This is a genomic window from Leifsonia sp. NPDC058230 (genome assembly GCF_042882245.1).
GTDB lineage: Bacteria > Actinomycetota > Actinomycetes > Actinomycetales > Microbacteriaceae > Leifsonia.
Genome location: NZ_JBHVWM010000004.1, coordinates 104855 through 126529 on the forward strand (window position 1 = coordinate 104855; position 21675 = coordinate 126529).

A 21675-nucleotide genomic window follows, 5' to 3' on the forward strand; every position below is an offset into this window, starting at 1 on the left:
GCATGACGGATGCCCTAGACGACAGCGGACTCGACGAGACGGCGGTGATCGCGCGCGATCTGATCCGCTTCGACACCACCAACTACGGTGAGGGCCGGTCGAACGGCGAGACGGATGCTGCGGAGTACGTCGAGGCCCGGCTGACGGCCATGGGACTCGAGCCGCGGATGTTCGACTCCGACCCCGGGCGCACCAGCGTCGTCGCTCGCGTGCCCGGTCGTGACAGCTCGAAGCCGGCGCTCGTCGTGCACGGACACCTCGACGTGGTCCCTGCGGATCCGCGCAACTGGTCGGTGGACCCGTTCGGCGGCGAGATCAAAGACGGACTGCTCTGGGGCCGCGGAGCCGTCGACATGAAAAACATGGATGCGATGATCCTGACCGCGGTCGGCGACATCCTTGGCGCGGGCAGGCAGCCCGAACGCGACCTCGTCGTCGCGTTCTTCGCCGACGAGGAGGATGGCGGCCGACGTGGCTCCCACTATCTCGTCGACAACCACGCCGAGTTGTTCGCGGGGGCGACGGAAGCGATCAGCGAGGTCGGCGGATACTCGATCGACCTCGACGGGCAGCGCGCCTACCTGATGCAGACGGGGGAGAAGTCCCTGGTCTGGATCAAGCTGATCGCACGCGGCCGCGCCGCCCACGGTTCGCGTCTGATCCGCGACAACGCGATCACCCGGCTCGCAGAAGCGGTGGTCGCCGTCGGGCGCCACGAGTGGCCGATCCAGCTCACCGACACGACCAGTCAGCTGCTGGCGGAGGTGTCGCGCATCCTCGATGTCGACCAGGAGCAGGTCGGCCCCGACGAGATCGTGTTGCGCACGGGCACGGCCGCAGGGTTCATCCTGGCCACGCTCCGGGCGACGTCCAACCCGACCGTTCTGAACGCCGGCTACAAGCACAACGTGATCCCCGACACCGCCGAGGCGCTGATCGACATCCGCACACTTCCGGGGGACGAGGACCGTGTGCTCGGCATCGTGCGCGAGCTGGTCGGCGATGACATCGAGATCGAGGTCATGCACCGCGACGTCGGGCTGGAAGGTCCGTTCGGCGGGCCGCTGATCGACGCGATCGTCAGCACGCTCGGCGAGCATGACCCCGGAGCGCCCGTGCTTCCTTACCTGCTGTCCGGGGGAACCGACAACAAGGCGCTCAGCAAGCTCGGGATCACCGGCTATGGCTTCGCACCCCTGCGACTCCCGTCGGACCTCGATTTTCCGGGGATGTTCCACGGGGTCGACGAGCGCGTGCCGCTCGAGGCGCTAGTGTTTGGTCGCACCGTGCTGCGCGACCTCCTGCTCTCCTACTGACGAGCCCCCGAACGCCGAACGCCACCCCCGCCAGCGAAAGCGAAGTATGGACTTCATCAACGCCATCATCCTGGGCCTCGTCCAGGGCCTGACAGAGTTCCTCCCGATCTCCTCGAGCGCGCACATCCGTATCGTCGGCGAGCTGATCGGTACGGGCGCCGATCCGGGGGCCCAGTTCACCGCGATCATCCAGCTCGGCACCGAGGCCGCGGTGCTGCTCTACTTCTGGAAGGACATCGTCCGCATCATCGGCGCGTGGTTCAAGTCGCTCTTCGGGAGGGTCCCGCGCAACGACCCCGATGCCCGGATGGGCTGGCTCGTCATCATCGGCAGCATTCCGATCGTGGTGCTCGGCGTGCTGTTCCAGGACAAGATCGAGACGACGTTCCGTTCGCTCTGGATCGTCGCGGTGACGCTGATCGTGTTCGGCATCCTGCTCGGGGTCGCCGACTACGTCGGCAGCAAGACGCGCCGGCTCCGTGAGCTCACCTGGGGTCATGGCATCATCTTCGGATTCGCGCAGGCGCTGGCGCTGATCCCGGGCGTCTCGCGCTCCGGTGGCACGATCACCGCCGGTCTGTTCATGGGCTATCAGCGTCGCGCGGCCGCTCGCTACTCGTTCCTGCTGGCCCTGCCCGCGGTGTTCGGCAGCGGATTCTTCCAGCTCTACAAGGCCATCCAGGAGCCGTGCACGAAAGCGCTCGAGGCGGCCGGAACGTGCACCGTCGAGGTCTTCGGTCCGGCGGAGACGGCCGTCGCGACCCTGGTCGCGTTCCTCGTCGGCCTCGTCGTGATCGCGTTCTTCATGAGCTACATCTCCCGCCGCAGCTTCCTGCCGTTCGTGATCTACCGCATCGTCCTGGGCGTGGTGCTCATCGTGCTGCTCTCCACCGGCGTGCTCGCGGCGTAGGCCGGCGCATGCGTGCGTGGAAGCGGCCGGACGTGCCGCAGCTCGACGGCGACGGTCGTCCGCCTGTGCTCTACGACACGGCCACACGTCAGCTCGTCGAGGCGAGACCGGAGGATGTCGCCCGGCTGTACGTCTGCGGAATCACCCCGTACGACGCGACCCACCTCGGCCACGCCGCCACCTATCTCGCATTCGACACGTTGCAGCGGGTGTGGCTGGATGCGGGCTACCGGGTGCACTACGCCCAGAACATCACCGACATCGACGACCCCCTGCTGGAGCGGGCCGCCGCGACCGGAGTCGACTGGCGCCGGCTCGCCGACGAGCAGATCGAGTTGTTCCGGCGCGACATGGAGAGCCTGTCCATCCTGCCGCCCGACGACTACGTGGCTGTGACCGAGGTGATCGACCAGATCGGCCGTGCCACGCGCCTCCTGGTGGACCGCGGGCTCGCCTATCGCGTCGACGACGACATCTACTTCGACAACGCGGCCGCCCAGGAAGCCGCTCCCTGGGTTCTCGGCGAGGAGAGCAGCCTCGACCGGGCGACGATGCTCGCGCTGTTCGCCGAACGTGGGGGAGACCCGGAACGGCCCGGCAAGCGCGACGCACTGGACCCCCTGCTCTGGCGTGGTCGCCGCGAGGGGGAGCCGAGCTGGCCCTCAGAAGCCGGAGAGGGCCGACCCGGCTGGCACATCGAGTGCTCGGTGATCGCGCTCATGCACCTCGGCCGCGACTTCACGGTTCAGGGTGGCGGTTCGGATCTGGTGTTCCCGCACCACGAGATGAGCGCCGGCCACGCGGCGGCGCTCAGCGGGCATCCGCTCGCCCGGGTCTACAGCCACGCGGGCATGGTCGCCTACCGCGGCGAGAAGATGAGTAAGTCGCTCGGCAATCTCGTGCTGGTCTCCCGCCTCCGCGAAGCGGGAGTGGAGGCCCGGGTCATCAGGCTCGCGCTCCTCTCGCACCATTACCGGGCCGATTGGGAGTGGTACGACGACGCGATCGACGAGGCCTCGACTCGCCTCGAAGCGTGGAGCGCCGTGCTCGCGGGGGAGCGGACCGCGTCGCTGGGCGCGGAACCGGCCCGTGAAGAGCGCGCTGTCGTCGACCGGATGCGCGCGGCGCTTCGCAATGACCTGGACACCCCCGAAGCACTCCGGGTCGTCGACACGTGGGTCGCCACGCATCCGTCGGCCGTCTCGGACCTCGTGCCGAGCGCGTGCGAGGCGCTCCTGGGCATCAGGATCTGAGGCTCAGGACCGCCAGGGCTCGTCCGGTCCCGGCTGCCGTCCGCCGGCCTGGCCGTCCCGACCGTCGCCGCGGCGGCGCAGGTAGCGCTCGAACTCTTGCGCGATGGCCTCGCCGCTCGCTTCGGGGGAGTCGACCGTGTCGCGGGCCTGCTCGAGCTGCTGGATGTACGCAGCCATCTCTTCGTCGTCTGCGGCGAGCGCGTCGATGCCGGCCTCCCAGGCTGCGGCTTCGTCGACCAGTGTTCCGCGGGGGATCGTGACGTCGACCAGCTCCTCGAGCTTGTCGATGAGCGCCAGCATCGCCTTCGGGCTCGGCGCATTGTGCACGTAGTGCGGCACGGACGCCCAGATCGAGACGGTGGGGATGCCGACGGCCTCGGCACCTTCGGAGATCGCGCTCAGGATGCCGACCGGGCCCTCGTAGGTCGAGCGCTCGATGGCCAGCTCCGACCGCACCGCCGCGTTCTCGCTCGATGCGAAGATCGAGATCGGCCGCGTGTGCGGCACGTCCGCCAGCATGGCGCCGAGGAAGACGATGCCTCCGACGTCTGCCGCGAGCGCCGCATCCAGGATCTCCGAGGTGAAGCTCTTCCAGCTTCGCGACGGCTCGGTGCCGAGAAGCAGATAGATGTTGCCGACGTTGTCCCCGCTCACGCGCAGGTTCGCGTCGTCGGCGAGAGGATGGGCGGGGTCGCCCGGATGCACGGGGCCGTACATGACAGCGGAGGGCCAGATCAGACGGCGCACTCCGTCGTCGTCCGTCACGGTGGGCCGATTGAACTGGAAGTCGAAGTACAGCTCGGGGTCGACCTCGGCGACGGGAACGACGTCCAGAACATCCTGCAGGGTCCTGACGGCGCCGCTCGCGGCCTCACCTGCGTCGTTCCAGCCTTCGAACGCCACCACCAGGATGCGACCGCCCAGGAAGTTCGTGCCCTTCGTCACAGTGCGTGTACCGTGTCCTCTCCCGGCGTTCCGGTCGGACGCCATCCATCCAGGATAGGCCCGTGTGCGCCCGGTAGGCTTGTGGCCCGTGACCTCACTGAATCCTCCATCGCTTCCCGCCGCCGTTTTCTGGGACATGGACGGCACCCTCGTCGACACCGAACCGTATTGGATGGAGTCGGAGGTCGAGCTGGTGCAGTCGTTCGGGGGCCAGTGGAGCCACGACGACGGACTGATGCTCGTCGGGCTCGGCCTGTGGAACTCGGCGGAGATCCTGCGGTCCCGCGGGGTCGACCTGCCGGCGGACGAGATCGTGCAGTGGCTGACCACGCGCGTTCAGGAGAAGCTCGACGCCCAGGGCGTTCCGTGGCGTCCGGGGGCGCGCGAGCTCCTCGCGGCGATCAAGGAGAAGGGCATCCCGACGGCCCTGGTAACCATGTCGGTCCGCCGGATGGCGGAGCAGATCGTGTCGCACATCCCCTTCGACGCGTTCGACACGATCGTCAGCGGCGACGAGGTCGCCGAGGCGAAACCGCATCCCGAGCCGTACCTTCGCGCCGCCCGTCTCCTGGGGGTCGAGCCGCGCAACGCCGTCGCCATCGAGGATTCGCTGGTCGGGCTGGCCTCCGCGGTCGCTTCGGGTGCGACCACGATCGGGGTTCCGCACATCGTGCCGCTGCCGCAGAGCGAGGACCACACTCTCTGGAACTCGCTCGAGGGCAAGACGGTCGACGACGTCATCGCGCTCGCACAGTCGAGGGCGGCCGTGCGATGACGGATGTCCACCCGCGGAACAGCGGACCCTTCGTCGCCGGAGACAGGGTTCAGCTCACCGGACCCAAGGGCAAGCTCAACACCATCACGCTGGAGCCGGGCAAGGTCTTCCACACGCACCGGGGCATCTTGGAGCACGACGCCATCATCGGCCTGCCCGACGGCTCGGTCGTCGCGAACAACGTCGGGGTCGAGCACCTCGCGCTGAGGCCGCTGCTCAATGACTTCGTGATGTCGATGCCTCGCGGCGCCGCGATCATCTACCCCAAGGACGCCGCGCAGATCCTGGCGCTGGCCGACATCTTCCCCGGCGCCACGGTCGTGGAGGCCGGCGTCGGATCGGGCGCGCTCTCGCTCTGGCTGCTCCGCGCGATCGGACCGGCTGGCACCCTCCGCTCGTTCGAACGCCGCGAGGAATTCGCTGAGGTGGCGCGGTCGAACGCAGCGACCTTCCTCGGCCACGACCCCGAGAACTGGACGGTGACCGTCGGAGACCTGCAGGAGGAGCTCCCCGCCGCGGTCGAGGAGCAGAGCGTCGATCGCGTCGTGCTCGACATGCTCGCTCCGTGGGAGTGCCTCGATGCCGTCACGGCGGCTCTCAAGCCCGGCGGGGTCCTGCTCTGCTACGTCGCTACCGTCACCCAGCTCTCCCGAGTCGCCGAAGCGATCCGTGGTTCGGGCGACTACACGCATCCTCAGTCCAGCGAGACGATGGTGCGCGGCTGGCACGTCGAGGGGCTGGCGGTTCGACCGGATCACCGGATGATCGCCCACACCGGCTTCCTCATCACGGCGCGGCGACTCGCCCCCGACACTGTCCTGCCGGAACTGAAGCGCCGTCCCTCGAAGAGCGACTACAGCGACGACGACGTCGAAGCGTGGACGCCCGGGGCGCTCGGCGAGAGACAGTCCAGCCCGAAGAGCCTGCGCAAGCGCGTCCGCGCCGCCGCAGCGAGCGCCGAGCTGTCCAAGGCACGCGGCCACGACGACGCGTCGGATCAGCCGCCCGCCATCAACTAGCATGGGAGGCCGGAGGGCGCGTCCCTCCTTCTCCATCGATTGCACCGAAAGAGGACTCGTGCGCAGAGCAACCGCACTCGTCGTAGCCGCTGGGCTGCTGGCCATCACGCTCACGGGATGTTCGTCCGACCCGAACGCGAACTGCGACAAGGCGCTCCAGCCCGGCAAGGCGTCCGATCTGGTGAGCGCCAGCGGAAAGCTCGGCGAGAAGCCGAAGGTGTCGTTCCCGACCCCGGTGGACACGAAGACATCGCAGCGCAGCACCCTGATCCAGGGCACCGGTCCCGAGGTCCACAACGGGCAGATGCTGGAGATCGAATACTCGATCTTCGACGCGAGCACGGGTGCGTCGATCCAGGAGAGCTCGTACGCCAAGGGCCAGGAGTCGCTCGTGCCGCTCGGCACGCTCATCCCCGGTCTGAACAACGGGCTCGAGTGCGTCAACATCGGGTCCCGCGTGGCGATCGCCGTCGCGCCCAAGGATTCGGGCCAGAGCAGTGCGACGGGCACCGCGATCGCCGTGGTCGACGTGCTGAACGCTTCGCTCTCGCGCGCCGACGGAGCGCCGCAGCCTTCGGTTCCCGGGTTCCCGACGGTCGTGCTCGCACCGACCGGTCAGCCGGGCATCACGATTCCATCGGGATCCGCTCCGACCGCCCCGAGATCCGAGACGCTCAAGGCCGGCTCCGGCGCGACGGTCAAAGACGACAGCACGGTCATCGTGCAGTACACCGCCGTCGGCTGGGAGAACAAGAACGTCGTGGTCAGCAGCTGGCAGAGCGGCGCTCCCGACCTGGTGCAGATCGCAGACGGCCAGAGCTCCTCGCAGCAGGGCGCACTCCCGCAGGACATGACCAAGGAGCTCGTCGGGCACAAGGTCGGGTCTCAGGTGGTCGTCCTGACTCCGGCCTCGAAGGACGGCAGCGTCCCCGCTTCGGCGTGGGTCGTCGACATCCTCGGGGTGCGCTAGCCGATTAGACTGGACGGGTGTCCCCGTCCTCGTCTCCGCCTTCTCGCGTGCCCGTCGAGGAGCGTCTCTTCAGCCTGGTGCTGGCGCTGCTCGCAACGGAGACGGGCCTGACCAAGAACGAGATCCTCTCGACCGTGCAGGGCTACCGCCAGCGGTACACGTCCCGCGGCGACAACAGCAGTCTCGAGCGCCAGTTCGAGCGCGACAAAGACGATATCCGCGAGCTCGGGGTACCACTCGAGACAGTGGACGCGCCCGGCGATGCCGGCAACAATCAGCTGCTGCGCTATCGCATTCCGAAAGGGGCATACGACCTTCCGGCCGATGTCGTGTTCTCCCCGGAGGAGATCACCCTGCTCGGCCTCGCGGCCACCGTCTGGCGGGAGGGTTCACTCTCGGCCGAGTCCCGGCGAGCGCTGATGAAGCTCCGTTCGCTCGGCGTTGAGGCGGACGAGCCGATCGTCGGCTACGCTCCGCGGCTGCGCGCCCGAGAGAGCGCCTTCGAGCCGTTGAACGTGGCACTGGAGCGTCACACCATCGTTCAGTTCCCCTACCTCAAGCCAGGGGAGACCGCATCCCGAACCCGCACGGTCGCACCCCTCGCACTGGTGCAGCACCAAGGGCGCTGGCATCTGCAGGGCATCGACCAGGATGCGAATGGGTCGCGCACCTTTCTGCTCTCGCGCATGGTCGGACCGGTCAAGGTCACGGGTCGCACCTTCGTGCCCGAGGGCAGCGACTTCGCAGCCAGAGCACTCGATGAGCTCGAGCGGATCTGGGCGAACAACGTCGCCGAGATCGAGGTCTCGGCGGGAACGGATGCGGCAGCCCGGCTCGGCAAGCGCTACGGCGACGCGATTCCTGCCGCACGCGACGGGGAGTCCTTCCGGCTCACCGTGAACTACTCGGACTTCAACATCCTGGCGGACCAGCTCGCCAGTTTCGGTCCCGAGGTTCTGGTCATCTCGCCGGATTCGCTGCGCACCGCCGTTCGGGACCGCTTGATCGCGACCTTCCGGGCCCACGACGACAGTGCAGGCGAAGGCAGCACCGAGGCGAGGGGCGGTTCCCATGGCTGAGCGCCGCAAGCCGATGCAGGCCCAGGACAAGCTCGCCTTCCTGCTCGCGCTCGTGCCCTACCTGATGGACCGCGACCGGGTGAGCGTCGCCGAGGCCGCGAGCCATTTCGGCGTCGAGAAGGCTCAGCTGCGCGATGCGGTCAGGCTGATCGCGGTATCCGGCGTGCCAGGCGAGACGAATCAGTACCAGCCCGGAGACCTGTTCGACATCGCCTGGGACGACTTCGAGGAGAACGACCAGATCGTCCTCACCCACCAGGTGGCCATTGACGACTCGCCCCGGTTCTCGGCTCGTGAGGCGGCCGCGCTCATCGCCGGTCTGCAGTATCTTTCGGCGCTCCCCGAGAACGCGGACCGCGATGTGATCGGCTCCCTGATGGCCAAGCTCGCCCGTGGAGCCTCCGGCGCGCCGAGCGAGGTCGCGGTCGCCGGTTCGGAGACGGACGAGACGCTCGCGATCATCCGCGACGCCGTCGCAGCGGGCACCCAGCTCGAGTTCGACTACCTCAGCTCCCGCGGAGAGCGGGAGCGGCGGCGAGTGGATCCGCTTCGGATCGAGTCGATCGACCAGGACTGGTACCTGCGCGGGTGGTGCCATCTGCGCAAGGCGGTCCGTACCTTCCGGCTCGACCGCATCGACGACCTGAGCGCGACCGACGAGCCGATCTCGTACAAGCCGGGCGATCTCACACTTCCCGAGACCCTGTTCCAGGGCACGCCGGACGACCTGCTCGTGCAGATCGAGGTCTCGGCGTCGGCCGTGCCGCTCATCGTCGACTACATCCCAGAGGGCGCGCCCCGACGGGAAGTCGACGGTTATGTGCGCACGAGCGTGCGCGTCGCCCACTATCACGGACTCAAACGGCTCGTCGCCGGGCTGTCGGATGTGCTCACGGTGCTCGATCCGCCGGAGGCGCGCCGGGTCGTCGCCGACTGGGCGCGCGCCGGCGCCGAGCGGTACAGCTAGGCTTCCGTTCATGCCGTGGTGGTCGTGGCTGGTGATCTGGGGAGTGCTCGTACTGGGCACGCTCGGGATGCTCGCGCTCTTCGCCGTCTGGCTCTTCCGCAAGCTCATGGCAGCGGCAGCCGAGGTGAGCGATCTGGCCCAGAAGGCGGAGATCCTGTCGCAGCGCGCCGAGGCGCTGCGTGAGCCGCCGTTCCACGCCGCCGTGTTCGCCGACGTCTCCGAGCTGCGTGACGAGCGGGAACAGGCCAAAGCGGACCGGGCCAACGCGAGGCAAGCTCGCAGGGATGCCCGGGTCAGACGCGGTAAGCTTCTCATCAGCGCAGACCCGTCACAGTTCTCGCACCTGAATCAAAGGAATTGACCATGCTCGGAAACCTCAACGGATGGCACTTGCTCATCATCCTCGCGGTGATCCTGCTCCTTTTCGGTGCGCCGAAGCTTCCCGGACTGGCGAAGAGCATCGGTCAGTCGATGCGCATCTTCAAGGGCGAGGTCAGCGAGATGAAGAAAGACGGCGAGAAGCCGGCCGACGGTGAGTCGAAGGGCGACACGACCGTCTCCTCCACCGATGCGCAGACCCCCTCGGCAGCCCCGACTCCTTCCGCAACGCAGACCCCGTCGTCTGAGTCGTCGCCGAAGTCTTAGGCCGTGGCCTCCCGTCAGCGAGGCAGGAACCGCGAAGGACGGATGACGCTCGGCGAGCATTTCGTCGAGCTTCGCAAGCGCCTCTTCCGCTCCGCCCTCGGCCTCCTGGCCGGTGCGATCGCCGGCTGGTTCCTCTCCGGGTACCTGCTCGACGCCCTGCGCGGTCCGATCACCGACATCGCGGAGCAGCAGGGTCGCATCGCGCAACTCAACTACGACAGTGTCACGGGCGCCTTCGACCTGAAGATGCAGGTCGCGATCACCATCGGCATCATCATCTCGAGTCCCATCTGGCTTTACCAGATCTGGGCATTCTTCGTGCCCGCGCTGAGCCGCAAGGAGCTCAAGTACGGGTTCGGCTTCTTCTTCACGGCGATCCCGCTGTTCCTCGCGGGTGCATACGCCGGCTGGCTGCTCGTGCCGCACATCGTGACGCTGCTCACCAGCTTCGCGCCGGGGGAGGACTCGGCGATCATCTCCGCGAAGACCTACTTCGACTTCGTCCTCAAGCTGGTCGTCGCCGTCGGTGTGGCGTTCGTGCTTCCGGTGTTCCTCGTGCTGTTGAACTTCGTCGGCGTGCTGAGTGCGAAGTCGATCATCAAGTCGTGGCGCTGGGCATTCCTCCTCATCGCGCTCTTCACCGCGATCGCCACCCCTGCGGCCGACGTCATCTCGATGTTCCTGCTGGCCATTCCGATGGTGCTGCTCTACCTGGCCGCTTTCGGTGTGGCGTGGCTGCATGACCGCCGCGCGGCGAAGGCCGCGATGCGCATCGAGGCCGAGCTGGCGACATAGGCTGGTGGGGTGACCGATCCGTCCCCGGCCGAGCGCTACGCGGCCTCACGCTCCCGAACCCGGCAGCCGTTGCTCGAAGCCTTCCGGAGCGGACTGCGCTTCGAGCTCGACCCCTTCCAGGTGGAAGCGTGCGCGAGCCTCGAGAACGGGCGCAGCGTGCTCGTCGCGGCTCCGACCGGCGCGGGCAAGACCATCGTCGCGGAGTTCGCCGTCTTTCTCGCCATGCGCGAGGCGAACGCGAAGGTGTTCTACACCGCACCGATGAAGGCCCTCAGCAACCAGAAGTACCAGGAGCTCGTCGAGGAGTGGGGCGCGGAGTCCGTCGGGCTCCTCACCGGTGACACGAACGTCAACTCGCACGCCCGTATCGTCGTCATGACGACCGAGGTGCTGCGCAACATGCTGTACGCGGACTCGGACCTGCTCACCGATCTGGCCTACGTGGTCATGGACGAGGTGCACTACCTCGCCGACCGGTTCAGAGGCGCGGTCTGGGAAGAGGTCATCATCCACCTGCCGCAGTCGGTGCGGATGGTGTCGCTCAGCGCGACGGTCTCGAACGCTGAGGAGTTCGGCGACTGGCTGCAGGCGGTGCGCGGCGAGACGGATGTCATCGTGTCGGAGGAGCGGCCGGTCCCCCTGGAGCAGCACATCCTGATGCGCTCGAAGCTCATCGACCTCTTCGATTCGTCCGGTCTGGCTGCAACGAACAGGGTGAACCCCGAGCTGGTGCAGATGGCACGTTACGGCGGCCGCACCCTCAATTCGCGCCAGATGAAGGATGTGGGCCGCTACCACTCGCGCGGAGGTCGCACCGAGTCGTTCCGCCTGGATCGCGCCGAGGTCGTCAAGATGCTCGACGACCGCAATCTCCTCCCGGCCATCTTCTTCATCTTCAGTCGCAACGGATGCGATCAGGCCGTTCGGCAGACCCTGCGCTCCGGCGTGCGCCTCACGCAGGCTCACGAGCGTGACGAGATCCGGGAGATCGTGGAGGACCGCTGCCGCACCCTGCTCGACGAGGATCTCGCCGTCCTCGGCTACTGGGAGTGGCTGGAAGGCCTCGAACGCGGCGTCGCGGCACACCACGCCGGGTTGCTGCCGGCCTTCAAGGAGGTCGTCGAAGAGCTCTTCCGCCGCAAGCTCGTGAAGGTCGTCTTCGCCACGGAGACTCTCGCACTCGGAATCAACATGCCTGCCCGCACCGTCGTGCTCGAGAAGCTGGAGAAGTTCAACGGCGAGGCCCGTGTGCCGATCACGCCGGGGGAGTACACCCAGCTCACCGGCCGTGCCGGACGCCGTGGCATCGACGTCGAGGGACACTCGGTGATCCAGTGGCAGGACGGGCTCGACCCGCAGTCGGTCGCATCCCTCGCTTCGCGCCGCAGCTACCCGCTCAACTCGAGCTTCCGGCCCACGTACAACATGGCGGTGAACCTGATCGACCAGTTCGGGCGGGAACGCACTCGCGAGATCCTCGAGTCGTCGTTCGCCCAGTTCCAGGCGGACCGTGCGGTGGTCGATCTGGCGCGCAAGGTGCGGCAGCAGGAGGAGTCGCTCGCCGGCTACGAGAAGGCGATGACCTGCCACCTGGGCGACTTCAAGGAGTACTCGGGCATCCGTCGGGAGCTCAGCGACCTGGAACGCAAGGGCGCTCGGATGGAGAACGCCTCGCGCGCCGATCGCGACAAGCGCCAGCGGCAGCTGACGGCCCTGCGCAAGCGCATGAAGGAGCATCCCTGCCACCGGTGCCCCGACCGGGAGCAGCACGCCCGCTGGGCGGAACGCTGGTGGAAGCTGAAGCGGGAGACGGATGCGCTCAGCGCGCAGATCCGTTCGCGCACGGGTGCCGTCGCCAAGGTCTTCGACCGCGTCTCCGATGTCTTGCTCGAACTGGGCTATCTGGCGACCGAGGAGGACACGACGGCGTTGACGGTGCACGGTCGCACTCTGAAACGCATCTACGGCGAGCGGGATCTGCTGGTGGCGGAATGCCTGCGCCGCAACATCTGGAACCAGCTCGACGCCCCGAGCGTTGCGGCGATGGCGTGCGCGCTCGTCTTCGAGCCCCGCCGCGACGAGGGACTGGCGAACGAGCGCACCCTGCCCAAGGGGGCATTCCGGCCGGCGTTGGAGAAGACGATCGAGATCTGGAGCAGACTGGACGACCTGGAGCGGGAGAACCGCCTGCCCGGAACAGAGCCGCCGTCGACCACCCTGGCGCTCGCGATGCACATGTGGGCCAAGGGCACGAGCCTGAACACCGTGCTCTCCGAAGCCGACATGGCGGCCGGCGACTTCGTGCGCTGGACCAAGCAGACCATCGACCTGCTCGACCAGCTCTCGCTCGTGGCCCAGGGCCCGGTCGGGCGCACGGCACGGCAGGCCCTGGAGTCGATCCGGCGCGGCATCGTCGCGTACTCATCCGTTGCCTAGTCTTCTCGCGGTTCGGGCCCAACCTCGTGTTCTAGGCTCTGTCCCCGTGACCGCTTCCCCCCGCGCAGCCTTGCCGTTGTGGCTCGCGCTGCTGGTTGCGGCTGCGGCCGGGCCGGTACTGGACGCCGGGTTCCCCGACCGCGACTGGTGGCCACTGACGTTCGTCGGGATCGGCATGGTGCTGCTCGCCGTGCGCGGGCGCCGTGCGGGGAGTGCCTTCCTCGTGGCTTTCGTCGCGGGGGAGTCCTTCTACCTCTTCCACGTCGCCTGGACGTCGCTCTACCTCGGTCCGGAGCCCTGGGTAGCCCTGTCCACGCTCGAGGCGCTCTTCTACGGTCTCGGCGGGATGCTCATCGCGCTCGCGTACCGCTGGGTTCCCCGCGCGTGGCCGACGCAGCTCGGCCGACTCGGTCTCATGCCGGTCATCGTCGCAGGCCTGTGGACCCTGCGCGAGTGGGTCGCGGGCAACTGGCCGTACGGGGGATTCTCGTGGGGCCGGGTCGCCGAATCCCAGTCGCAGAGCCCGTTCGCCGCACTCGTCGCCTGGGTCGGGATCTCCGGCCTCAGCTTCATCATGGTCTGGCTGGTCGCCCTGATCGTCGAGCTCTGCTTCGCGATCGACCTGGCCCGCTTCTGGCGGGCGGGGATCGCTGTGGCCGCCGTCGCTGTCGTGCTGGTGGTGCCGGCCTGGCCTGCGCCGACACACGGGACGATCCGCGTGGCGGCCGTCCAGGGAAACGGTCCCGCCGGCTACTTCGACAATGCGGCCCCGGATGCGGTGCTCAACAGCCAGATCGCCGAGACGCTCAAGATCCAGGACGAGAACGTGGATGTGGTGGTCTGGCCGGAGGGCGCCGCTCAGCCCGACCCGACCCGCGATTCCGACAGCGCCGCCATCCTGAACGCTCTCAGCCGCACGATGGGCGCTCCGTTCGTCGTCGGCACGATCACGTACCGGAACGGCGAGTACTTCAACACCTCGCTGCTGTGGAAGGAGGGCCAGGGGGCGGTCGACTACTACGACAAGGCGCATCCGGTGCCCTTCGGCGAGTACGTCCCCGACCGCAGCTTCTGGCGCCAGTTCGCGCCGTCCCTGATCGACCTCATCGGACGCGACTACACGCCCGGCACCCGAGACAATGTGTTCGACGTCGACGGCGTGAAAGCCGGCATCTCGATCTGCTTCGACATCGTCGACGACCAGCTGCTCACGAACATGATGCGCGGCGGAGCGCAGGTGATCTTCGCACAGACGAACAACGCGGACTTCGGGGAGACGGATGAGAACCAGCAGCAGCTGGCGATCGCCCGCCTGCGTGCGATCGAGGCGGGGAGATCGCTCGTGAACATCTCGACGGTCGGCAGCAGCCAGATCATCGACCCGTCGGGTCGGACGATCGCGAGCATTCCGCCGTTCAAGCCCGGTCACATGGTGACGGATGTTCCCCTCGGCACCACGACGACGCCCGCGAGCATCGACAGTCGTGGGGTCGAGCTGCTGGTCTCCGGGCTGGGCCTGTTCGGGCTCATCATCGCGTTCGGCGCCCGCAAGAGCCCGCTCCCCGGCGTCGGTCGCCGGGTGTAGCGTTTGCCGCAGCTGAATCCATCCGAGCTGCGGGAGAGAGTATGACCACGCTGCAAGACCGCCCAAACACGGCACTCCTCGTCATCGATGTTCAGAACGGCATCGTCGGGGGAGCGCACGAACGCGACGCCGTCGTCGCGAACATCGACACGCTGGTCGGAAAGGCGCGCGCAGAGGCCGTCCCCGTCGTCTGGGTGCAGCACTCGAGCGACGACATCGTCAGGGGAAGCGACGCGTGGGCGATCGTCCCCGAGTTGAATCCGGATGCGTCAGAGCCTCTCGTGCACAAGACCTACGCTGATTCGTTCGAGGAGACCGAGCTCGAGACGGTGCTGTCCGAGCTGGCCATCGGCCGGCTCGTGATCGCCGGTGCGCAGACCGACGAGTGCATCCGTTCGACCCTGCACGGAGCCATCGTGCGCGGCTACGACGCCACCCTGGTCGGGGATGCGCACACCACCGAAGATCTTTCGGAGTGGGGTGCGCCGACCCCCGACCTGGTGATCGCGCACACGAACCTGTACTGGGACAACCACACCGCGCCCGGGCGCACGGCGGGCACGGTGCGCACGGCGGACGTCGACTTCGGACCGTCGGCCTGAGGGCTGATCGCACCCCGTCGACGAAAGAACCTCCGGTCTCTCGACCGGAGGTTCTCTCGACAGGTTCGTACTGAACGGCTAGGCGCCGATCTTGTGCTCTCCGCCGCGGCGGGCTCGCAGATAGGTGAGGCGCTCTTCGAGGAGCTCCTCCAGCTCTGCGCGGGTGCGGCGCTCGAGCAGCATGTCCCAGTGGGAACGGGGGGTCTTCACGTCGGACCGATCGACCTCGACGGGCTGGTCGCCGACCAGCAGCGTGGCCTCGTGGCCGCAGTGGCGGCACTCCCAGGTCTCGGGTGCCTCAGCCTCGGCCGAGAACACCATCTCGGTCTCCTGGCCGCACTCCGGACACAGGTAGGTATAACGGGAACGCGGGGAATACACGACGCCTTCTTCGCTCTGTAAGCTCTGGGCGCCAAGTCTCATTCCGCGCAAACTACGATCTGCCATTTTGTGGTCTCCTCTTCGCGCGATGCTTCACAGTTATAAACCCACAAGCTGGGCGTTCTCTTTCCGTCGGGGCGTTACTCTCAGGCCCTTCTCAGTCAGTTTCCTGCGGTGACCAGTGTTTTCAGTATGTCGCAGCGGTCGGTGACGAGGCCGTCGACGCCGAGGTCGAGAAGGCGGATCATCTGCGTCGGATCGTTGACCGTCCAAACGTGCACCTCCACGCCTGCCTCGTGGAGAACGCGCACGGTGTGGCGCGTGACGAGCCGCAGGGGGCCGCGGCGTTCGGGGATCTGCACGGCGACGAGTCCGCGCAGCGAGCGGCGCGCAAGAGCGGTGATTCCGAGCTTCGCGGCGAGAATGGCAGGCAGGAAGCGGGTGACGGATGCCGAGCTCGCGACGCCGGGCAATGCGTCGGTCGTGGCTTTACGGCGCTTCTCGTCGAAGGAGGTGATCAGCACGCGATCGACGGCATGCGCGTCGAGAATCGCACGGGCGGCCGGGAGGGCGGAACGCTCATCTTTGATATCGATGTTGAAGCGGGCCTCGGGAAAGGCGTCGAGCGCCTCCGCCAGCGAACAGAAGGTCTGGCCGTGGCCGAGATCGATGCGCCTCAACTCCGCCATGGTGAGCTGCTCGACGCGCACCGAACGCCCGGCGACGCGCGACAGGTCGGGATCGTGACTGACGACCGCGACGCCGTCGGCGCTTGCGTGCACATCCGTCTCCAGATGGGTCGCTCCTGCGCTGAGGGCGTGCAGGAACGCGAGGAGCGTGTTCTCCGGGGCCTCGGTGGCGAGGCCCCGGTGAGCGATGATGCGAGGGAGCGGTCCCGAGAGGAAGGTCACGCCGGCGGGGTGGCGACGCCACCCGCCGCCGCACTCGGAACTGCTGCGGCTTTCGGGGCGTCCGGCGCATCCGGCGCGGGGACGGCGCCCTTCTGGCTGAACGCCTGACCGATACCCTGCAACGCCTGCGTGAGCTCGCTGGGGATGATCCACATCTTGTTCGCGGGGCCCTCGGCCAGCTTCGGCAGCGTCTGGAGGTACTGGTATGCGAGCAGCAGGTTGTCCGGGTTGCCCTCGTGGATCGCCCCGAACACGGTGGTGATGGCCTTGGCCTCACCTTCGGCGCGCAGCACAGCGGCCTTGGCGTCACCTTCGGCCTTCAGGATGGCGGCCTGCCGCATCCCCTCGGCGTTCAGGATCTCGGACTGCTTGGTGCCCTCGGCGGTGAGGATGACGGCGCGACGGTCACGCTCGGCCCTCATCTGCTTCTCCATCGAGTCTTGGATGGAGAGGGGCGGGTCGATCGCCTTCAGCTCGACACGGGACACTCGGATGCCCCACTTGCCGGTGGCTTCGTCGAGCACGATGCGCAGTTGCCCGTTGATCTCGTCACGACTGGTCAGCGCCTCTTCGAGGTTGAGGCCGCCGACGACGTTGCGGAGGGTGGTGGTGGTGAGCTGCTCGACCGCTCCGAGATAGTTGGCGATCTCGTAGGTCGCCGCTCGCGCATCCGTCACCTGGAAGTAGACGACGGTGTCGATGGAGACGACGAGGTTGTCCTCGGTGATCACGGGTTGCGGCGGGAACGAGACCACCTGCTCGCGCATGTCGAGCAGCGGCCGCACACGGTCGATGAACGGCACGACGATGTTGAGCCCGGGGAGCAGCGTCTTGTGGTACTTGCCGAGGCGTTCGACGACACCCGCGGTGGCTTGCGGCACGATCCGGATGGCCCGGAACAGGGTGACGAGCACGAAGATCGCGATGATCGCGACGATGACGAAGATCACGATCTGCAAGACCAACTGGCTGGCATCGCTCACGAAGCACTCCTTTCAGTGAAGTCGTCGGCACCGAGAGCGACGGGAGCCGGCGTGACGACGGCGGTTGCCCCTTCGATCGCGACAACGACGACATGCTCACCCGGCACCAGCTCGGCCGGGGCCGAGCCGAGTCCGGGCGCGAGCCGGGAGGTCCAGGTCTCGCCGACGGCGAGCTTGACCAACCCGGAGGTTCTGTTGACCGTGGAGACGACCGTGCCGGACATGCCGATCAGCGCGTCCACGTTGCTCTTGGCCGGGTCGCCACCGCGCTTCAAGCGGTGCAGGAGCGGCGGCCGGAGGAAGAAGATCAGTGCCACCGACAACACCGCGGCGATGATGAGCTGGAGCCACCAGGGTGCGCCGAAAAGCCCGGAGACGAGCCCGCCGACACTGCCGATCGCCAGCATGAGGAACACGAAATCGAGGCTCAGCATCTCGATGATGATGAACACCAGGATCAGGACGAGCCAGACGATCCAGGCGAAGGACATGATGTCCATCCGAGACCTCCCTTCACCGGTTGTATCGAAGGTATCAGTTTGCGGCCAGGGCGAGCGGAACCCACTTGGTAGTCTCAGGGACGAGAAACCCATCGTGCTAGGAGTCTTCGTGTCCAACCCTCTCGCCCCACGTTCCCTCGACGGAAAGCGTGCCCTCATCACGGGGTCGTCGCGCGGAATCGGCGCTGACACCGCTCAGTACCTCGCCGCCGCCGGCGCAAGCGTCGTCATCAATTTCCGCAACAAGGAGGCGCGCGCGGTCAAGCTCGCCGACGCGATCCGGGAGGCCGGTGGTAGCGCTCTGACGGTCGGCGCCGACCTCACCGACCGCGACTCGGTCGCTGCTCTGTTCGACACGGTCGCGAAGGAGTGGGGCGGCCTCGACATCCTGGTTCTCAACGCTTCCGGCGGTATGGAGTCCGGAATGGCCGAGGATTACGCGATGCAGCTCAACCGCGACGCCCAGGTGAACACGCTGAACGCTGCGCTGCCGCTGCTCGGTCCGGGCTCCCGTGTCGTCTTCGTGACCAGCCACCAGGCGCATTTCATCACGACCACCGAGACGATGCCCGAGTACGAAGCGGTCGCGCTCAGCAAGCGAGCGGGCGAGGATGCCCTGCGTGCGCTCATCCCGTCGCTCACCGAGAAGGGCATCGACTTCGTGGTCGTGTCCGGCGACATGATCGAGGGCACCATCACCGCGACCCTGCTGAACCGCCTCAACCCGGGCGCGATCGACGCCCGAAAGGAGGCTGCAGGCAAGCTGTACAACGTGAGCGAGTTCGCAGCCGAGATCGCACAGGCCGCCGTCGACCCCATCCCCGCCGACCACACCCGCCTCGTCGGGGACGTCACGAGCTTCGTTCCGGTCGCCGAGTGAAGGCCGCCGATCTCGACCTGCTGACCAGCGTCTCCGCTCCGACCGTCCATCCGGGCGGCGGGCGTGCGGTGGTCTCGGTGACGCACCCCGACCTGGCTGCGGATGCCACGGTCGGCCAGCTCTGGACCGTTCCGCTCACCGGTCACGCGGCGCCGAAGCGGCTCACCCGGGGCTTCCGCGACACGGCCCCCCAGTTCTCGCCGGACGGACGATTGATCGCCTTTCTGCGTGCGGTCCCCAAGTCGCCGCCGCAGCTCTTCGTGGTGGATGCAGGGGGCGGCGAACCCGTGCCCGTCACCGACCGCAAGCTCGGCGTCTCCGAGTTCGCCTGGGCGCCGGACGGCCGTGCGCTCGCCTTCGTGAGCCGGGAGCCCGAGCAGGGACGCTACGGCACTGTCGAGGGGCTGGAGCCGAACGCGGAGCCCGCCCGGCGCATCCGTACGCTGAAATATCAGGCCAACGGCCTCGGCTACATCACCGATCGGCGCTCGCACATCTACCTTGCTCAGGTTCCGGATGTCTGGGGCGAGCCGGTCGTGCAGCCGGCGCCGAATCCCGATGGTGCGCTGCCCAGTGTTGCCCTGGTGGCGGAACCGCGTCAGCTCACGACGGGGGAGTGGGACGACCACAGCATCGCGTTCGCTCCCGACGGCTCGGCGCTCGCCTTCATCTCGGCGCGGCACGAGAGCCGGGACGACGATCTGCGGTCGAGCGTGTTCCTGATCGATCCGCGCGATCCGAACGCCGAACCGCGCGACGTCACGGCAGAGCACGGGAGCTGGTCGATGATCGAGCTCGGCTACGGTCTGAACGGCGTGCTCTACTTCACGGCTCAGGATGTCGGGGACTCCGGCCGTGACTTCGTCGCCCGCAACGCCGCACTGTATGCGGTGGATGCGGAGAGCGCCGAGCCGCGCCTGCTCACCGATCCCGAGACCGTCGACCTGACCGAATCCGCGATCGTCGCGTTCGAAGACGATTCCGTGCTCGTGCAGGACCGGAGCCGCGGCGCTCTCGTGCTCACGCGGGTGACGGCCGCGGGGGAGTCGGAGCGGTTGACGGGTTCGGAGGTCGTGATCGGCGGCGTCGCCGCGGCCGGTGCCACGCTCGTCGCCGCGTTCGCCGATGCCACCACGCACGGCGACGTCGCCCTGATCGAACGGGGCGACCTGCGCCGACTTACGGACTTCTCGCAGTCGCTACGTGTAGCGGGAGTGATCGCTCCACGAGAGCTCACCGTGACGGGGCGCGACGGCTACCCGGTGCACGGCTGGGTCTTCTCCCCGGATGGCGATGGCCCGCATCCGGTGCTCCTCAACATCCATGGGGGCCCGTTCGCCGCCTACACGGTGAGCGTGTTCGACGAAGCGCAGGTCTACGCCCAGGCGGGCTACGCGGTCGTCATGTGCAACCCGCGCGGCTCGGCCGGGTACGGTCAGGAGCACGGCCGCGTCATCCGTCAAGCGATGGGGACCGTCGACCTGAACGACGTGCTCGACTTCCTCGACGGTGCGATCGCGGAGAACCCCTCGTTCGACGCTGAGCGCGTCGGGATCATGGGCGGGTCGTACGGGGGCTACCTGACCGCCTGGACCATCGCACACGACCACCGGTTCGCGGCGGCGATCGTCGAGCGTGGATTCCTCGATCCCGAGGCCTTCGTGGGCACGAGCGACATCGGCAGCTTCTTCGGCGACGAGTACACCGGTACCGATCCCGAACTGATCCGGTCGCAGAGTCCGCAGGCCGTCGTCGCACAGGTGGCGACGCCGACGCTCGTGCTGCACTCGTCCAACGATCTGCGCTGCCCGCTCGGCCAGGCCGAGCGGTACTACGCGTCCCTGAAGCGCCAGGGGGTGGAGACCGAGCTCGTCGTGTTCCCCGGGGAGGATCACGAGTTGAGCCGCGCCGGCCGTCCGCGCCACCGCCAGGAGCGCTTCGACGTCATCCTGGACTGGTGGGCGCACCACCTGCCCAGCGCCAGGAACTCGGCCTGAACGACGAACGGCCCCCGCACCCGCGGGGGCCGTTCTCCTCTCTCGGAGTGGGTCAGGCCGTGACGGGCGCGCCGCTCGTCGCTTTCAGCACGTCGCGGCCGAACGTGAACGCGCGCCAGATGCCGATCGCGCCGAGCACGATCAGGGCCGCCGCGGCGAAGAAGACCAGGAAGACCGCCGAGGACGCCGGCAGGAACAGCACGACGATGCCGGCCAGAATGCTGATGATCCCGGAGGCGATCGCCCAGCCGGACGATGAGGCACGGCTCGATTCGGCGATCGACATCACGCCTTCGATGATCCAGCCGATACCGATGAAGGCGATCGCGAAGATGATCAGAGTCGTGGCCGCAGCCGTCACATTCTTCAGCGCGACGATGCCGGCGATCACCAGCAGCACGCCGAGGACGATGTTGAGCGTGCGCATCCCGCCGCTGATCCCCTTGCTGAAGATGCCGAGCGCGAGCCGCATCACGCCCGCGACCACGAAGTAGATGCCGAGGAAGATGGCGAGCACGGCGAGCGTCTTGACGGGCCAGACGATCAGGACGATGCCGAGGATCACGGCGACCGCTCCACTGATGCCCAGAGCGGCGCGGACGCCATTGATGGCGGACCTCGTGAGGTTCTTCGCGTCGAGCGAGAAATCGTTGAGGACGGCGTCGATCGGATCAGAAGACGTCATGGAAACGACCTTTCCTTAGGGCCGCTGCACATGCGGCTGTA

The 21675-nt window shown here is 67.6% G+C and carries 22 protein-coding genes; 16 read left to right on the forward strand and 6 right to left on the reverse strand.

What is annotated here, in order from left to right; translation table 11 throughout:
* The first annotated feature begins 2 nt into the window (after window positions 1–2).
* Genes ACFVV0_RS13505 through mshC form a run of 3 tightly spaced genes read left to right on the forward strand, consistent with a single transcriptional unit; the run spans window position 3 to window position 3479 of the window.
* Complete coding sequence (locus ACFVV0_RS13505) at window positions 3–1316, forward strand: M20/M25/M40 family metallo-hydrolase (protein WP_387063847.1); 1314 nt, start codon at window positions 3–5, stop codon at window positions 1314–1316.
* Window positions 1317–1362: 46 nt separating this feature from the next.
* A complete protein-coding gene (locus tag ACFVV0_RS13510) occupies window positions 1363–2226 on the forward strand; it encodes an undecaprenyl-diphosphate phosphatase (protein WP_387063850.1) in 864 nt (287 codons plus the stop codon).
* Between the two features lie 8 nt (window positions 2227–2234).
* Window positions 2235–3479, forward strand: a complete 1245-nt coding sequence (mshC, locus tag ACFVV0_RS13515) for a cysteine--1-D-myo-inosityl 2-amino-2-deoxy-alpha-D-glucopyranoside ligase (protein WP_387063853.1) — start codon at window positions 2235–2237, stop codon at window positions 3477–3479.
* Window positions 3480–3482: 3 nt separating this feature from the next.
* Here the strand turns inward: mshC and ACFVV0_RS13520 are convergent, their stop codons facing one another.
* A complete protein-coding gene (locus ACFVV0_RS13520) occupies window positions 3483–4424 on the reverse strand; it encodes a proteasome assembly chaperone family protein (RefSeq protein ID WP_387063856.1) in 942 nt (313 codons plus the stop codon).
* A gap of 88 nt (window positions 4425–4512) precedes the next feature.
* On the opposite strand from ACFVV0_RS13520, the gene ACFVV0_RS13525 reads away from it, so the two are divergent.
* From ACFVV0_RS13525 to ACFVV0_RS13575, 11 genes are read left to right on the forward strand one after another with little or no spacing between them, the layout of a single operon-like run.
* Window positions 4513–5199, forward strand: a complete 687-nt coding sequence (locus ACFVV0_RS13525; protein WP_387063859.1) for an HAD family hydrolase — start codon at window positions 4513–4515, stop codon at window positions 5197–5199.
* Window positions 5196–6218 carry a tRNA (adenine-N1)-methyltransferase gene (locus tag ACFVV0_RS13530; RefSeq protein ID WP_387063862.1) on the forward strand — a complete coding sequence of 341 codons (1023 nt, stop codon included), beginning with the start codon at window positions 5196–5198 and terminating at the stop codon, window positions 6216–6218. Before ACFVV0_RS13525 ends, ACFVV0_RS13530 begins: the two co-directional genes overlap by 4 nt.
* A 58-nt stretch (window positions 6219–6276) precedes the next feature.
* Window positions 6277–7188, forward strand: coding sequence for a peptidylprolyl isomerase (locus ACFVV0_RS13535; RefSeq protein WP_387063865.1), 912 nt, complete (start codon window positions 6277–6279; stop codon window positions 7186–7188).
* A gap of 17 nt (window positions 7189–7205) precedes the next feature.
* Window positions 7206–8267 (forward strand): helix-turn-helix transcriptional regulator, encoded by a 1062-nt coding sequence (locus tag ACFVV0_RS13540; RefSeq protein ID WP_387063867.1) that lies wholly within the window; start codon window positions 7206–7208, stop codon window positions 8265–8267.
* Window positions 8260–9234, forward strand: coding sequence for a helix-turn-helix transcriptional regulator (locus ACFVV0_RS13545; RefSeq protein WP_387063870.1), 975 nt, complete (start codon window positions 8260–8262; stop codon window positions 9232–9234). Before ACFVV0_RS13540 ends, ACFVV0_RS13545 begins: the two co-directional genes overlap by 8 nt.
* A 10-nt stretch (window positions 9235–9244) precedes the next feature.
* Window positions 9245–9595: a hypothetical protein gene (locus tag ACFVV0_RS13550; protein ID WP_387063872.1), complete on the forward strand. Its 351-nt coding sequence runs from the start codon at window positions 9245–9247 to the stop codon at window positions 9593–9595.
* A 2-nt stretch (window positions 9596–9597) separates the two neighbouring features.
* A complete protein-coding gene (gene tatA, locus ACFVV0_RS13555) occupies window positions 9598–9879 on the forward strand; it encodes a Sec-independent protein translocase subunit TatA (protein WP_387063874.1) in 282 nt (93 codons plus the stop codon).
* A gap of 42 nt (window positions 9880–9921) precedes the next feature.
* Window positions 9922–10674 (forward strand): twin-arginine translocase subunit TatC, encoded by a 753-nt coding sequence (tatC, locus tag ACFVV0_RS13560; RefSeq protein WP_387065176.1) that lies wholly within the window; start codon window positions 9922–9924, stop codon window positions 10672–10674.
* 9 nt (window positions 10675–10683) lie between these two features.
* The gene (locus ACFVV0_RS13565; protein WP_387063876.1) at window positions 10684–13110 is read left to right on the forward strand and encodes a DEAD/DEAH box helicase; all 2427 of its coding nucleotides are present in this window, start codon (window positions 10684–10686) and stop codon (window positions 13108–13110) included.
* A 46-nt stretch (window positions 13111–13156) separates the two neighbouring features.
* The gene (gene lnt / locus ACFVV0_RS13570) at window positions 13157–14695 is read left to right on the forward strand and encodes an apolipoprotein N-acyltransferase (RefSeq protein WP_387063879.1); all 1539 of its coding nucleotides are present in this window, start codon (window positions 13157–13159) and stop codon (window positions 14693–14695) included.
* A gap of 41 nt (window positions 14696–14736) precedes the next feature.
* Entirely contained in the window at window positions 14737–15297 is a 561-nt protein-coding gene (locus ACFVV0_RS13575; protein WP_387063882.1) for an isochorismatase family protein, read from the forward strand.
* Between the two features lie 78 nt (window positions 15298–15375).
* Here ACFVV0_RS13575 and ACFVV0_RS13580 read toward each other — a convergent pair whose 3' ends face one another.
* The 4 genes from ACFVV0_RS13580 to ACFVV0_RS13595 all read right to left on the reverse strand — a co-directional run bounded on the left by ACFVV0_RS13580 (window position 15376) and on the right by ACFVV0_RS13595 (window position 18072).
* Window positions 15376–15744 carry an RNA polymerase-binding protein RbpA gene (locus ACFVV0_RS13580; protein WP_387063884.1) on the reverse strand — a complete coding sequence of 123 codons (369 nt, stop codon included), beginning with the start codon at window positions 15742–15744 and terminating at the stop codon, window positions 15376–15378.
* 95 nt (window positions 15745–15839) lie between these two features.
* Complete coding sequence (locus tag ACFVV0_RS13585) at window positions 15840–16589, reverse strand: glycerophosphodiester phosphodiesterase (protein ID WP_387063886.1); 750 nt, start codon at window positions 16587–16589, stop codon at window positions 15840–15842.
* Complete coding sequence (locus ACFVV0_RS13590; protein WP_387063888.1) at window positions 16586–17572, reverse strand: SPFH domain-containing protein; 987 nt, start codon at window positions 17570–17572, stop codon at window positions 16586–16588. The genes ACFVV0_RS13585 and ACFVV0_RS13590 overlap by 4 nt, the downstream gene beginning before the upstream one ends.
* Window positions 17569–18072: an NfeD family protein gene (locus tag ACFVV0_RS13595; protein WP_387063891.1), complete on the reverse strand. Its 504-nt coding sequence runs from the start codon at window positions 18070–18072 to the stop codon at window positions 17569–17571. Before ACFVV0_RS13595 ends, ACFVV0_RS13590 begins: the two co-directional genes overlap by 4 nt.
* Window positions 18073–18181: 109 nt before the next feature.
* Between ACFVV0_RS13595 and ACFVV0_RS13600 the strand changes: the two genes are divergently transcribed.
* Window positions 18182–18952, forward strand: coding sequence for an SDR family oxidoreductase (locus ACFVV0_RS13600; protein WP_387063894.1), 771 nt, complete (start codon window positions 18182–18184; stop codon window positions 18950–18952).
* Window positions 18949–20949, forward strand: coding sequence for a S9 family peptidase (locus ACFVV0_RS13605; protein ID WP_387063897.1), 2001 nt, complete (start codon window positions 18949–18951; stop codon window positions 20947–20949). Before ACFVV0_RS13600 ends, ACFVV0_RS13605 begins: the two co-directional genes overlap by 4 nt.
* A 52-nt stretch (window positions 20950–21001) precedes the next feature.
* Here the strand turns inward: ACFVV0_RS13605 and ACFVV0_RS13610 are convergent, their stop codons facing one another.
* Window positions 21002–21634 (reverse strand): HdeD family acid-resistance protein, encoded by a 633-nt coding sequence (locus ACFVV0_RS13610; protein WP_387063900.1) that lies wholly within the window; start codon window positions 21632–21634, stop codon window positions 21002–21004.
* Between the last annotated feature and the right edge of the window lie 41 nt (window positions 21635–21675).